The organism is Eubacterium ramulus ATCC 29099, assembly GCF_000469345.1.
Classification (GTDB): domain Bacteria; phylum Bacillota; class Clostridia; order Lachnospirales; family Lachnospiraceae; genus Eubacterium_I; species Eubacterium_I ramulus.
The window spans coordinates 79,690-91,877 of the sequence record NZ_KI271128.1; the positions used below are offsets into that span (position 1 = coordinate 79,690).

The following is a 12,188-nucleotide window of genomic DNA, read 5'->3' on the forward strand; positions in this document are numbered from 1 at the left end:
TTATCTCAAATGAGAAATATATAAGGCAACGATGATCACAAGTGCAATTCCTGCAATCACGCGCGGCAACAGCATTTTATTCCCTTTTTCTGCTGCTTCTGACTGCGGCACTGTGGCTGCCTTTTCCCGCTCCTCTTTTTTTTCTCTGCGCCAGTCCTCGATCACAGCACGTGCCGCTGTCTCTTCTTCCGGATTGACATAGATTTCCTCGCCGAAATTATTCATCGCCAGCAGAAAATTCCCATGTTTTCCGGATCCGATTTTCTTTCGTGCGCAGACAATTTTTTCCATACGAAGACGCACTTCCACTTCCTCTGCGTCTTCTGTATTATAAACTACCAGTACATTTGTCATTTTATCAATATCTACTGCCATTCTTTTTCTCCTGTCATCCTGCATTAACTAATAGAAGGTTCGGAAATTCATCGGAATTTCCGAACAAACAAAAAACCGGAAACTGCATTCTACAGTTTCCGGTTCAAAAGCTACCGACGGGAATCGAACCCGTGACCTCCTCACTACCAATGAGGTGCGCTACCTACTGTGCCACGGCAGCCTGCTCCGTAATCTCAGTGATTACCGACTTGATAAATATACAATATTTTCCCTCTTCTGTCAACACCTTTTCCATGTGTCTTTTTTCTAAATAATCGTAAATTGTCAGACTTTTAAAACAATTATCCTTTTTTGCACCTTTTCGACCTCTACTAAAAGAAATTCGCAAAAAACACTTGACATTTCCAATGATTGTTTTTATACTCTGCCTTGTAATCACATATGGGGAGCTTATGTACTAGGCTGAGAGGAAGTTAAGAACTTCGACCCACAAACCTGATTTGGATAATGCCAACGTAGGGATGTATAAGGAACGAATGGACTGAGAGATACATTACCGCGTATCTCTTTTTTTAATGGAAAATCACGCAGAAACTCCAAATACGTAGTATATGATGCACACGTTCTTACCTGTAAGATATGTATCACTACATATTCTTCCATGGTATGATTTCCATTATCTAACATCATCTAATCAGGAACATAATAAAATACTGTTATAATTGAGAGTGAACAAAGAGTTCATGAAGGGGTGCACCACCACGGGTGTATTACTTTCGTGAACTCTTTTTTCATCTGGGAAGGAGGATTTATACGATGGTCACAATCAACGGAAAAGAGGTCGTTCTTGCAGACAACACCAGTGTTTCTGCCTATCTGGAAGCCTGCAGCTACAAGACAGACCGCATCGTTGTGGAACTAAATGAAGAAATTCTACCAAAAGACCGCTATGCTGAAACCATACTGAAAGATGGCGACTGCATGGAAATCGTCACATTTGTAGGAGGAGGCTGATATTTATGAATAAGAATCCAACCAATATGCTGACACAAACGCAGATCATGGATGCACTGAACAGACGCCATTCCCCGGAAAAACAGCGCCTGCTATCCGAGGGACATGTAGCCATTGCAGGGCTTGGGGGACTTGGTTCCAATGTTGCCTGTGCACTGGCCCGCATCGGTGTCGGACATCTTCATCTCATTGATTTTGATGTGGTGGACATTACGAATCTGAATCGCCAGCAATATTTCATCGGACAACTCGGTATGTATAAAACAGATGCTCTGAAATCATTGCTGGAACAGATCAATCCATATCTGGATATCCGCACAGACTGCATCCGGGTAACCAGAGAAAATCTCCGGGAACTTTTTGCCGATGCCCCCATCGTCTGTGAAGCCTTCGACGATCCCGTAGCAAAAGCTATGCTTGTCAACGGTATTCTGGAATATTTTCCGGAAAAAAAGCTGGTGTCCGCCACTGGAATGACAGGTGCTGACAGCAGTAACACCATTACCACACGTCGGGTGATGAAAAATTTTTACCTGTGTGGCGACGCTGTATCTGAGCCATCCTATGGCAATGGGTTGATGGCACCACGAGTGGCCATCTGTGCGGCCCATGAGGCAAATATGATCACCCGGTTACTTCTGGGAAAAGAAGATGTATAGCCACCTCGTGCCAAAACTGCTTCTAAGACCATAACGATTTGTCACCGTGATAATAACGCAAACATTTAGTAAAAAGAAAGGTATCGTAATCATGAATACAAATACAATCGAAGATAAATTTATACTTGGAGGACATGAATTCACCTCTCGCTTTATTCTCGGTTCCGGAAAATTTTCTCTGGATCTGGTAAAAGCCTGTGTAGAAAAAGCAGGGGCACAGATCATCACTCTGGCTCTGCGCCGGGCCAATGAAGGCGGACTTGCAAATATTCTGGATTATATTCCGGACAATGTCACACTGCTGCCAAATACTTCCGGTGCCAGAAACGCCAAAGAAGCTGTGCGTATTGCCCGTCTCTCCCGGGAACTCGGCTGTGGTGATTTTGTAAAGATCGAAGTTGTTCACGACTCCAAATACCTGCTGCCGGATAATTATGAAACCATCAAAGCTACAGAAATCCTTGCAAAAGAAGGCTTTGTTGTCATGCCATACATGTACCCGGACCTGAATGCTGCCCGTGCACTGGCAGATGCCGGAGCAGCATGCATCATGCCCCTCGGCTCCCCGATTGGTTCCAACAAAGGTCTTAGCACCCGTGACTTTATTCAGATCCTCATTGATGAAATTGATCTTCCAATCATTGTAGACGCCGGCATCGGACGCCCGTCTCAGGCCTGTGATGCCATGGAAATGGGTGCTGCCGCCGTTATGGCAAATACTGCTGTGGCCACTGCCGGCAATGTGCCGCTGATGGCTGAAGCTTTCAAAAAAGCCATTGAAGCAGGACGAAGTGCATATCTGTCCGGACTTGGACGCACCATTGAACACGGTGCCAGTGCTTCTTCCCCACTGACCGGATTTTTACAGGACTAGGAGGCGCAACCTATGGAAAATAAACATATCAATGAAAGCATTTTAAGTGAAGAGATTTTAGAAGATCAGAAGAAAAACCGTATTGATCACATGACTTATCTGCCAGATATGCAGAACATCGGCTCCGATATCATGGATCAGGTGATCGATGCCATGAACAGCTACGACTATCAGCAGTTTACTGCAGCGGATGTAAAACGTGCTCTGGCGCATACAGAGCGCACACCGCAGGATTTTCAGGCACTGCTCTCTCCTGCTGCACTGCCGTTTCTGGAAGAAATCGCCCAGGCTGCCCGAAAGGAGACAAAGGCACATTTTGGCAACAGTGTCTATATGTTCACACCGATCTATATTGCCAACTACTGTGAAAATTACTGCATTTACTGCGGTTTCAACTGTCACAATAAGATCCACCGTGCCCGCCTGACACCGGAAGAGATTGACAAAGAAATGGCCGCCATCGCCGCCACCGGTCTGCAGGAAATTCTGATTCTTACCGGAGAAAGTCCGACCATGTCCACCGTGGAATATATAGGTGAAGCATGCAAGATTGCAAAAAAATATTTCCGTGTCATCGGTCTCGAAATCTATCCGGTAAATTCTGATCAGTATGCCTATCTGCATGCCTGCGGCGCAGATTATGTCACCGTTTTTCAGGAAACTTATAATTCTGACAAATACGAAACGCTGCATCTGGCCGGTCATAAACGTATTTTCCCATATCGTATCAATGCCCAGGAGCGCGCTCTGATGGGCGGCATGCGCGGAGTCGGATTTGCCGCACTGCTTGGACTGGACGATTTTCGCAAAGACGCATTTGCCACCGGTTACCATGCTTATCTGCTGCAGCGGAAATATCCGCATGCTGAGATTGCTTTTTCCTGTCCACGGTTGCGTCCGATCATCAACAATGACCGCATCAATCCTATGGATGTCCATGAACGGCAGTTATTGCAGGTCGTCTGTGCTTACCGGCTGTTCATGCCTTATGCCAGCATTACCGTCTCCACCCGGGAGTGCGAGCGTGTCCGGGATCACCTGGTAGATATCGCAGCCACCAAGATTTCAGCCGGTGTCAGCACTGGTATCGGCAGCCATGTGGAAGATATCGAGGATAAGGGCGACGATCAGTTTGAAATTGCAGACGGCCGCTCTGTGGATGAAATCTACCAGGCTTTACTTGAACATCATCTGCAGCCGGTTATGAGTGACTATATCTATGTGTAATACAATATCTCTTCTGGCTGTGACAAACCGGCATCTGTCCGTACATCCATATCCGGAACAGATTGCCCGCATCTGCCAGACTCATCCAAAAGGTCTGATTCTGCGGGAAAAAGATCTGGAGGCAGAGAGTTATCTGGCACTTGCTGCACAGGTGTTGGACATCTGTCACAAATATGATGTTCCTTGTATTCTCCATACGTTCTGGAAGGAAGCGATTGCACTTGGCTGCACATCCATCCATCTGCCCCTTCCTCTGCTGCGGAGGCTCTCCGAAAAAGGGATTTTGTCTTCTCCGGAGTTTACTTCCTTCACGGTTCTTGGTACTTCCGTCCATTCCGTGGCAGAAGCCCGGGAAGCAGAACATTTGGGTGTTACCTATCTCACTGCAGGACACATTTATGTGACAGACTGTAAAAAAGGACTTGCACCCCGTGGTCTGCATTTTCTGCAGGAAGTGTGCAAGTCTGTATCCGTGCCGGTCTACGGCATCGGTGGTATTAAATTTGATCCGGTTCAATGGCAGGAACTGCAATCGGCAGGTGCCACCGGCGGTTGCATCATGTCCGGCATGATGGAGCTGTAATCAGACCGTTCGACTTGAATCATCGTCTGCTTTACAGCATATCCAGCACAAACAGGCACACGCCGGACAGAAGAAACAAAATCATGCCCGGATTGCCAAACATGGCTCCCGCCATCTCATGGAATGGCCTTTCGTACTCACCGGAACGCCATTCCAGTTTTTTCACAGACACGGCAAAGAAAATCAATCCGGCAATGCCCATGATGATCATACTGATTTCCAGTATAACCAGTCCCAGAACAGCCCCCGCATGATTGAACATCATATCGATATAAGCATACGGATCTGAAGTATCCCAGGCACTGTAATTCAGCTGTTGCAACAACAAGGAAGACAGAAAACCACCCAGCATATTCACTGTCATATGCAACGAAATCGTATATTTCAGCTTTCCGGTGCGGATATATACATAAGCAAATATGCATCCCAGTCCGAAAGCATAGAAAAACTGATGAAAATTCCCGTGAAACACACCAAAAAGCAGACCGGATAACACAACTGCTGCTTTATCTCCATATACAATGGTACGGTCTATCAGTACCTTACGAAAAATCAGTTCTTCCATCACCGGTGCCAGAACAACAGAAAAAAGTAAGGTAAACCACGGGCTTCCCTGAGACAGCAGTTCTTCCAGTTCAAAGGACAGATCCAGTCCGGTCCCCTGTGCAATAAGTGCACTCACTGCATTTCCAATGATATTTCCCACATACATCACAAAAATACAGATACACAATGTCCGGATCCACTGTCCCGGCCGCATCTCATTCCGGTAAAGCTGCATGTTCGGCAGCGCCTGCATCATCTTTGCACATACCGGGATTGCCACCAGATACAGCGGTACCATAGCCAGCAGCCAGCTTGTAACCGGAATACCGGCTGCCTGCGGCGCAATCAGAGACAACAGCAGTGACAACAGAAACTGAACAGCAACCGTCAGAACTACCATCATAAAATAGCTGAACCCTACCCTTGAAAAAAATCTTTTGTCATCCATAAATTTATCTTCTCCATTTCTTCATCCTGTGTTCCATTTTACACCATTTGAGGTATAATATATATAGTCATTTCAAAAATAATATATCCGCAAACTCTTTCATCAAAAAATTATAAGGATACACAAACAAAAAAGGGGACATTTACTATGAAAATTGTTGATATGCACTGTGATACGTTGTCTGCCCTGCTTTCTGCAAAACGTCAGGGCAAAAACTTTGATTTTGAGAACTCTGATACTCAGATTTCATTGTCTAAAATGCAGGCGGGGGACTATCTGCTCCAGAACTTCGCCATCTTTGTAAATCTCGGTGAAACCGACTCACCGCTACCGGAAGCGCTGGAAATGATTCTGCTCTTTGAATCTGAAATGGAAAAACATGCTGATCTGATCCGTCCGGTCCGTTCTTACGCTGACATCGAGCAAAACCAGGCAGATGGTGTCATGTCTGCTCTACTCACCGGCGAAGAAGGCGAGATTACAATGGGGAATCCGGATTTTCTTTATTTCTTATACAAACTCGGCATGCGTATGATGACACTCACCTGGAACTATGAAAACTCTCTCGGTTTTCCAAATGTCAGACTGGATAAGAAAGCATCTGCTTCTTCCGACAGATACTGCCTGAGCCAGAACAAAGGTCTGAAAGAACAGGGGATTGTCTTTCTGGAAGAAATGGAACGTCTTGGCATGATCATTGATGTCTCTCACCTTTCTGATGCCGGTTTTTATGATGTGCTGGAGCACACCACAAAACCTTTCGTGGCAAGCCATTCCAATGCCCGCAGTGTCTGCCCTGCAGTAAGAAATCTTACAGATGACATGGTTCGCCGGCTGGCAGAACGCGGCGGAATCACCGGTATTAATTTCTGCAAAGAATTTCTCGGAAAACCGGATGTCTCCCAGAACTATCTGGATCAGGCTGTGGTACATATGAAATACCTGATAAATCTTGGCGGAGAAGATTTTGTTGCGCTTGGTTCTGACTTTGATGGCATTACACGCTATCACGATCTGTCCGACTGCAGTGTTATGCCAAAACTGGTCCACACAATGAAAAAAGCCGGCCTGACGCCGACTCAGATTGAAAAAATCTGTTATAAAAACACCTTACGTGTCTATCGTGAACTGCTATAATTTCAAACGCACCTAAGACCTGGTGCGTGATTTTGGTCAGAATAAGCATCCTCCCACCATTTCGTTCTCTACGCACTTTACGCGGGGGAATGCTTATTCTGCGTTAAAAGGAAGCGGGATCCGTTCACTTTTACTTATGGCATCTGAGCTTCAGGATTTTCGTCTTGATCCGTTGCAGTGCATTATCAATGGATTTCTCCGTCTTTCCCATCTTCCGGGCAATCTGCCGGTAATTCCATCCATCCAGATATGCATCCAGTACCTTATTTTCCATAGGGCTCAATGTTTCATGAATGTCCTGAAGAAATGCAGCCACCGTTTCCTGATCAATGAGCATCTGTTCCGGATTATCCTGAGGACTGTTCAGACTGTCCTCCAGAGGTACTGTTTCCGAATCCATATCGGACCCGGACAGCGATACATATGCATTCAGAGGAACATGCTTCTTTCGCCCTGCAGCTTCAATTGCATGATAAATCTGCCTGCTGATGCACAGTTCTGCAAAATGAAAAAAACTGCTTTTTTTGCTGTCAAAATCCCGCACTGCTTTAAACAGGCCGATCATTCCTTCCTGCACCAGATCATCAGTATCCCCGCCAAGTAAAAAGACAGCATTTGCCTTTTTACGGACGAGGTATTTATATTTTTCCATCAGAAAATCCATCACAGCGGAATCTCCGTCCCGCAGTTGTTCAATCAGTTCTTCGTCCGTAAAGGCATCATACTGTCTTTTCATATCTTATGATTCCGTTCTTGTTATTTTTTCTGCAGGCGCTGGCGCACGATCTCATAAGCCAGAACTCCTGCTGCCACAGAAGCGTTCAGGGAATCAATATCCCCTTTCATCGGAATGGATGCCGTAAAATCACAGTTTTCTCTTACTAACTTACTGACACCATCACCTTCGTTTCCGATGACCAGACCGATCGGTCCGGTTAGATTCTGACGGTACATCACTTCACCGTCCATATCTGCACATACAAACCACAGCCCCTGTTTTTTCAATTCCTTCATGGTGGCACTCAGATTTGTCACTTTCGCCACCGGTGTATAGTTTAAGGCTCCCGCGGAAGTTTTTGCCACCGTAGCAGTCAAACCAACGGCACGGTTTTTCGGAATGATGACACCGTGTGCCCCCGCCAGGTTAGCAGTACGGATGATAGCTCCCAGATTATGCGGATCTTCAATTCCATCTAACAGAAAGATAAATGGCGGCTCTCCGTTTTCCTCAGCTTTTGCCAGAATATCCTCCACAGTTGCATAATTGTATGCTGCCGCATAAGCGATAACCCCCTGATGTTTCTTTGTTTCAGACATATTATCAAGACGGTCTTTGGAAACAAATTTTACCATGGTACCATGTTTCTTTGCCTCCCGCAAAATTGTTTTGATCGGGCCATCCTGACAGCCCTCCAGCACAAATACCTTGTCAATCGTCTTGCCGGAACGAAATGCTTCCAGAACCGCATTTCTGCCCTCGATGGTTAATTCTTCATATCTCATGTATGTTCTCCTGGTTATTTCTTATTTTTTATTTAAGCACTCAGACGCTTCTTTTGACCTGTACAGATCATGAACGGTGTGTTTTTTCTTCTTTACCCAAACCGTCCAGTCCCAGAACGGTCAGTTCCAGAATCCGGTCAAACCGATCCGCCAGATACAGATATCCCATCAGAGCCTCAAATCCTGTAGCCCGTCGGTAATCACTCATACTTGCATTTTTCGCCATAGTTGGAGACTTCGCATTCCGGCCACGCTTGTAGACCGCTTCTTCCTCTTCGGACAGCACCGGAAGCAGATATTCCATCATGGCGGACTGGGAATGTGCCTTCACCAGATGGCTTGTATGATTGTGAAGTTGGCTGGCTTTCGTATTACCCTGTGCAACAATCATGGAACGGATGACCAGATCATAAATACCGTCTCCGATATAAGCCAGTGTCAGCGGCGAGTATGTCCGGATATCTCCTTTTCGAATATCAAATGTTTCACGGATTGCACTGAAAATTGGCAATGCTGCAGTATCTACGCTCTTTTCCATGTAACTCCTTCTCTTGTATCCTTCAGAATAATTCCCATTGCAGCCAGTTCATCACGGATTTCGTCCGCACGGGCAAAGTTTTTCTCTTTTCTTGCATCCTGACGTTCTTTAATAAGTTTCTCAATATCTGCGTCCAGAATCTCTGCTTCTTTCTCCACAATGATTCCCAGCACATCGCACAGTTCTTTTAATTTGGCATATAATGCATCAATGTATGCCTTGCTGTTCTCGCCGGAAACATTAGTATTGCAGAATTTAACATACTCAAATACTGCAGATACTGCATCCGCTGTGTTGAAATCGTCATCCATGGCAGCCTCAAATTTTTCCTGATAAGCATGAGACTGATTCAGCAGATCTTTCTCTGCTTCTGACAGTTCACCGGCTGTGCTTCCGGACAATCTCTGCAGGTTCTCTGCCGCTGTCACAATGCGCTCCAGGCCGCTCTTTGCTGCTTCCATCAGATCTGCGCTGAAATTTAACGGACTTCTGTAATGAGCGGAAAGCATAAAGAAACGCAATACCTGAAGGTCATATTTCTCACCGATTTCTCTTACCGTAAAGAAGTTGCCGAGAGATTTGGACATTTTCTTGTTATCAATATTCAAAAATGCATTGTGCAGCCAGTATTTCGCAAACGGTACACCGTTGGCTGCCTCACTCTGTGCGATCTCGTTTTCATGATGCGGGAAAATCAGATCCTCGCCGCCTGCATGAATGTCAATCTCATCACCCAGATATTTTTTTGACATGACAGAACACTCAATATGCCAGCCCGGACGACCCTGGCACCACGGAGACTCCCAGTACGGTTCACCGTCTTTTTTCGGTTTCCAGAGCACAAAATCCAGCGGATCTTCTTTCAGATCACCGGTCACTTTGATACTTCTGTGTCCTGCTTCCAGATCATCTATGTTCTTATGGGAAAGTTTTCCGTAATCTTTGAACTTTCTGGTACGGTAATATACGGTTCCATCCGCTGCCGCATATGCATATCCTTTCTCAATCAATGTACTGATCATATCCAGCATACCCTGGATTTCCTGCGTAGCCAACGGATGTGTGGTTGCCGGTTTTACATTCATATCGTGCATATCTTTTTTGCACTCTTCGATGTACTGTTGGGACACCTCCTCGGCTGTACGGCCCTCTTCCATGGCTTTTTTGATGATCTTGTCATCCACATCCGTAAAGTTAGACACATAATTTACTTCGTATCCTTTGTATTCCATATATCTGCGCACAGTGTCAAATACAATCATCGGACGGGCATTTCCAATATGGATAAAGTTATATACGGTAGGTCCGCATACATACATACTTACTTTTCCTTCATGTAAAGGTACAAATTCTTCTTTCTGTTTTGTCAGTGTATTGTAAAGTTTCATTCCATTTAAGCAGGTCACCCCGCTCTCCTTTCTCAATTCTGTTTCTTAAATATGCGCACCTCCCGTGCACTTATTTAAAAATTATTTTCAATTGCCTGTAACCCACAGACGATTTCCTTATTTCTTCATCAGAACAGCTGCCACGATTTCGTCCATCTGCTCTTTCTTTTCTTCAATATCCAGCACCAGGAAAAACTGATTCACGGCACGGTACAGGTTCTGGCGTTCATCGGAAAAATTGGTCATATTCCGGTCACCGCTAAGATAATCCGTCAGAAAATGAATACCACTTTCCATAGTCATCAGCCATACCGCATACACCATCAATTCTTTTTCTTTTGCTGTCAGGATCCGTCCCATCTCATGACAGTAGCCCTGCACATAGCCCCGAAAAAGTTCCATATCAAGCTCAATATTGCCAAATTTTTCATCTTCCGTAAATGTCGCTGCACCGGCGCGCACCGCATCTCCGAAATCCAGTATGGATGCTCCCGGCATCACAGTATCCAGATCGATCAGGCAAATTGCTTTCTTACTATCACTGTCGATCAGCACATTACTGTATCGTGTATCATTGTGTGTGACACGTTTTGGAATCTGCTTTGACTCAATAGCTTCCTGAATCTCATTCAGCTTTTTGGAACGATCCAGCACAAACTGAATCTGCTCCTGACAGTCTGAAGTACGAAAGCAAATATCCGCACGGACTGCATCCAGCAGCTGACGCATCGCATTCTTCATATCATGCAGCTTCGGCACCGTAACTCCGAGCTGACTGCTGTCAAAATCACGCAGTCTCCGATGAAACACGCCGACCGCATTGGCAGCCTCATATGCCTGCTCCGGTGTCGTCGGTTTTTCCATTTCCTCACCACAGCAGATCATCCGGTATAAACGGAAATAACTGCCGTTTTCCGTCTGCAGAAGCTGATTGCCTGCCTTCGTCCGGATAAATGTCAGTCCTTCCAGCTGCGGATCCCGTCCTTCCTGCTCGATTACCTCATGCAGGTATTCTGTGACAAGGAACAGATTATTCATCACCTCTGTAGGATATTTGAACACGATATGGTTCATCTCCTGAAGGACATAATGCTCTCCGCCGCAGACAATCTCATATGTGTGGTTCACGGTTCCATGACCCAGAGGTTTCACATCCGTGATCTCTCCTTCAATCTGAAATTTACTGATAATTTCTTCAAACTTTAACATCTTTCTACCTCCATGGTCAGACCAATTTTTTAACAAAGTGCTTCTTCTGCCAGACATGTAAAGGTCAGATTTATCATCCTCAATGACATCCCGCACAGCCCGGGCATCCACCTTCACTGTCACCCACAGCCACACTGTTTTCATAAATCGTTGACAACATGCAGACTGCATTTGCGGAAATACCTTCTTCCCGTCCGGTAAATCCCAGATGCTCTTCCGTGGTAGCCTTAACATTCACCTGATTTTTTGCAAGATGAAGGGTATCCGCAATATTCTGCTCCATCTCTTCAATATAAGGACGAAGTTTCGGTTTCTGAGCGATTACCGTTGCATCGATATTTTCGATAATATAATGCTCCTGCTCCAACAGATTTCCCACATGCTCGAGCAGCTTCAGACTGGAAATGCCACGATATTTTTCATCCGTATCCGGAAAATGCTTGCCGATATCTCCCAAAGCCGCTGCGCCCAGCAGCGCATCCATGACTGCATGCAGAAGCACATCCGCATCTGAGTGTCCAAGAAGTCCCAACGTATGTGGTATCTCCACACCTCCAAGGATCAGCTTGCGATCTTCCGTCAGTTTATGCACATCATAACCCATTCCGATTCTCATAACTGTATCTGCACCTCTTTTCTCTTCTATTTGCCCCAAGAGCCTATTTGGTATTTAGTTTATCACACTTCCCGAAAAATTTCCATTGACTTCCCGTTTTTTTCTTTGTT

Annotated in this window: 14 protein-coding genes, 1 tRNA gene and 1 riboswitch; of the genes, 6 read left to right on the forward strand and 9 right to left on the reverse strand. The window is 45.5% G+C overall.

The window, feature by feature from the left end:
- Together HMPREF0373_RS08090 and HMPREF0373_RS08095 are read right to left on the reverse strand one after the other, a co-directional pair.
- Positions 1-375, reverse strand: coding sequence for a hypothetical protein (locus tag HMPREF0373_RS08090; protein WP_022036643.1), 375 nt, complete (start codon positions 373-375; stop codon positions 1-3).
- A 108-nt stretch (positions 376-483) separates the two neighbouring features.
- Positions 484-556 (reverse strand) — tRNA-Thr (locus tag HMPREF0373_RS08095).
- 212 nt (positions 557-768) lie between these two features.
- A riboswitch (TPP riboswitch) is annotated at positions 769-875 on the forward strand.
- 277 nt (positions 876-1,152) lie between these two features.
- Between HMPREF0373_RS08095 and thiS the strand changes: the two genes are divergently transcribed.
- The 5 genes from thiS to HMPREF0373_RS08120 all read left to right on the forward strand — a co-directional run bounded on the left by thiS (position 1,153) and on the right by HMPREF0373_RS08120 (position 4,693).
- Positions 1,153-1,350 carry a sulfur carrier protein ThiS gene (gene thiS, locus HMPREF0373_RS08100; RefSeq protein ID WP_021739197.1) on the forward strand — a complete coding sequence of 66 codons (198 nt, stop codon included), beginning with the start codon at positions 1,153-1,155 and terminating at the stop codon, positions 1,348-1,350.
- A 5-nt stretch (positions 1,351-1,355) separates the two neighbouring features.
- The gene (thiF, locus tag HMPREF0373_RS08105; protein WP_021739198.1) at positions 1,356-2,009 is read left to right on the forward strand and encodes a sulfur carrier protein ThiS adenylyltransferase ThiF; all 654 of its coding nucleotides are present in this window, start codon (positions 1,356-1,358) and stop codon (positions 2,007-2,009) included.
- Positions 2,010-2,100: 91 nt separating this feature from the next.
- On the forward strand, positions 2,101-2,883 hold the full coding sequence (locus tag HMPREF0373_RS08110; protein WP_044963472.1) for a thiazole synthase: 783 nt from the start codon (positions 2,101-2,103) through the stop codon (positions 2,881-2,883).
- A 12-nt stretch (positions 2,884-2,895) separates the two neighbouring features.
- The gene (gene thiH, locus HMPREF0373_RS08115) at positions 2,896-4,110 is read left to right on the forward strand and encodes a 2-iminoacetate synthase ThiH (RefSeq protein ID WP_021739200.1); all 1,215 of its coding nucleotides are present in this window, start codon (positions 2,896-2,898) and stop codon (positions 4,108-4,110) included.
- Positions 4,103-4,693, forward strand: coding sequence for a thiamine phosphate synthase (locus tag HMPREF0373_RS08120; RefSeq protein WP_021739201.1), 591 nt, complete (start codon positions 4,103-4,105; stop codon positions 4,691-4,693). Before thiH ends, HMPREF0373_RS08120 begins: the two co-directional genes overlap by 8 nt.
- A 31-nt stretch (positions 4,694-4,724) precedes the next feature.
- Here HMPREF0373_RS08120 and HMPREF0373_RS08125 read toward each other — a convergent pair whose 3' ends face one another.
- On the reverse strand, positions 4,725-5,687 hold the full coding sequence (locus tag HMPREF0373_RS08125) for a CPBP family intramembrane glutamic endopeptidase (protein ID WP_021739202.1): 963 nt from the start codon (positions 5,685-5,687) through the stop codon (positions 4,725-4,727).
- Between the two features lie 147 nt (positions 5,688-5,834).
- Between HMPREF0373_RS08125 and HMPREF0373_RS08130 the strand changes: the two genes are divergently transcribed.
- On the forward strand, positions 5,835-6,824 hold the full coding sequence (locus tag HMPREF0373_RS08130; protein ID WP_021739203.1) for a dipeptidase: 990 nt from the start codon (positions 5,835-5,837) through the stop codon (positions 6,822-6,824).
- A gap of 130 nt (positions 6,825-6,954) precedes the next feature.
- Here the strand turns inward: HMPREF0373_RS08130 and sigH are convergent, their stop codons facing one another.
- From sigH to ispF, 6 genes are all read right to left on the reverse strand, one after another.
- On the reverse strand, positions 6,955-7,560 hold the full coding sequence (sigH, locus tag HMPREF0373_RS08135) for an RNA polymerase sporulation sigma factor SigH (RefSeq protein WP_021739204.1): 606 nt from the start codon (positions 7,558-7,560) through the stop codon (positions 6,955-6,957).
- Between the two features lie 20 nt (positions 7,561-7,580).
- Positions 7,581-8,327, reverse strand: a complete 747-nt coding sequence (rlmB, locus tag HMPREF0373_RS08140) for a 23S rRNA (guanosine(2251)-2'-O)-methyltransferase RlmB (protein ID WP_021739205.1) — start codon at positions 8,325-8,327, stop codon at positions 7,581-7,583.
- Between the two features lie 67 nt (positions 8,328-8,394).
- Positions 8,395-8,865, reverse strand: coding sequence for a Mini-ribonuclease 3 (locus HMPREF0373_RS08145; protein ID WP_021739206.1), 471 nt, complete (start codon positions 8,863-8,865; stop codon positions 8,395-8,397).
- Positions 8,850-10,253, reverse strand: coding sequence for a cysteine--tRNA ligase (cysS, locus tag HMPREF0373_RS08150; protein ID WP_021739207.1), 1,404 nt, complete (start codon positions 10,251-10,253; stop codon positions 8,850-8,852). The genes HMPREF0373_RS08145 and cysS overlap by 16 nt, the downstream gene beginning before the upstream one ends.
- A 117-nt stretch (positions 10,254-10,370) precedes the next feature.
- Positions 10,371-11,462 carry a phosphotransferase enzyme family protein gene (locus HMPREF0373_RS08155; RefSeq protein WP_044963474.1) on the reverse strand — a complete coding sequence of 364 codons (1,092 nt, stop codon included), beginning with the start codon at positions 11,460-11,462 and terminating at the stop codon, positions 10,371-10,373.
- 79 nt (positions 11,463-11,541) lie between these two features.
- On the reverse strand, positions 11,542-12,078 hold the full coding sequence (gene ispF, locus HMPREF0373_RS08160) for a 2-C-methyl-D-erythritol 2,4-cyclodiphosphate synthase (protein ID WP_044963476.1): 537 nt from the start codon (positions 12,076-12,078) through the stop codon (positions 11,542-11,544).
- Positions 12,079-12,188 lie beyond the last annotated feature (110 nt).

Excerpts from the sequence above, each read along its gene's own strand:
- HMPREF0373_RS08145 (WP_021739206.1), bottom strand. The coding sequence starts at position 8,865 with ATGGAAAAGAGCGTAGATACTGCAGCATTGCCAATTTTCAGTGCAATC.
- thiS (WP_021739197.1), top strand. The coding sequence starts at position 1,153 with ATGGTCACAATCAACGGAAAAGAGGTCGTTCTTGCAGACAACACCAGT.
- sigH (WP_021739204.1), bottom strand. The coding sequence starts at position 7,560 with ATGAAAAGACAGTATGATGCCTTTACGGACGAAGAACTGATTGAACAA.
- ispF (WP_044963476.1), bottom strand. The coding sequence starts at position 12,078 with ATGAGAATCGGAATGGGTTATGATGTGCATAAACTGACGGAAGATCGC.
- HMPREF0373_RS08155 (WP_044963474.1), bottom strand. The coding sequence starts at position 11,462 with ATGTTAAAGTTTGAAGAAATTATCAGTAAATTTCAGATTGAAGGAGAG.
- thiF (WP_021739198.1), top strand. The coding sequence starts at position 1,356 with ATGAATAAGAATCCAACCAATATGCTGACACAAACGCAGATCATGGAT.
- HMPREF0373_RS08130 (WP_021739203.1), top strand. The coding sequence starts at position 5,835 with ATGAAAATTGTTGATATGCACTGTGATACGTTGTCTGCCCTGCTTTCT.
- rlmB (WP_021739205.1), bottom strand. The coding sequence starts at position 8,327 with ATGAGATATGAAGAATTAACCATCGAGGGCAGAAATGCGGTTCTGGAA.
- HMPREF0373_RS08090 (WP_022036643.1), bottom strand. The coding sequence starts at position 375 with ATGGCAGTAGATATTGATAAAATGACAAATGTACTGGTAGTTTATAAT.
- HMPREF0373_RS08120 (WP_021739201.1), top strand. The coding sequence starts at position 4,103 with ATGTGTAATACAATATCTCTTCTGGCTGTGACAAACCGGCATCTGTCC.
- HMPREF0373_RS08110 (WP_044963472.1), top strand. The coding sequence starts at position 2,101 with ATGAATACAAATACAATCGAAGATAAATTTATACTTGGAGGACATGAA.
- thiH (WP_021739200.1), top strand. The coding sequence starts at position 2,896 with ATGGAAAATAAACATATCAATGAAAGCATTTTAAGTGAAGAGATTTTA.
- cysS (WP_021739207.1), bottom strand. The coding sequence starts at position 10,253 with ATGAAACTTTACAATACACTGACAAAACAGAAAGAAGAATTTGTACCT.
- HMPREF0373_RS08125 (WP_021739202.1), bottom strand. The coding sequence starts at position 5,687 with ATGGATGACAAAAGATTTTTTTCAAGGGTAGGGTTCAGCTATTTTATG.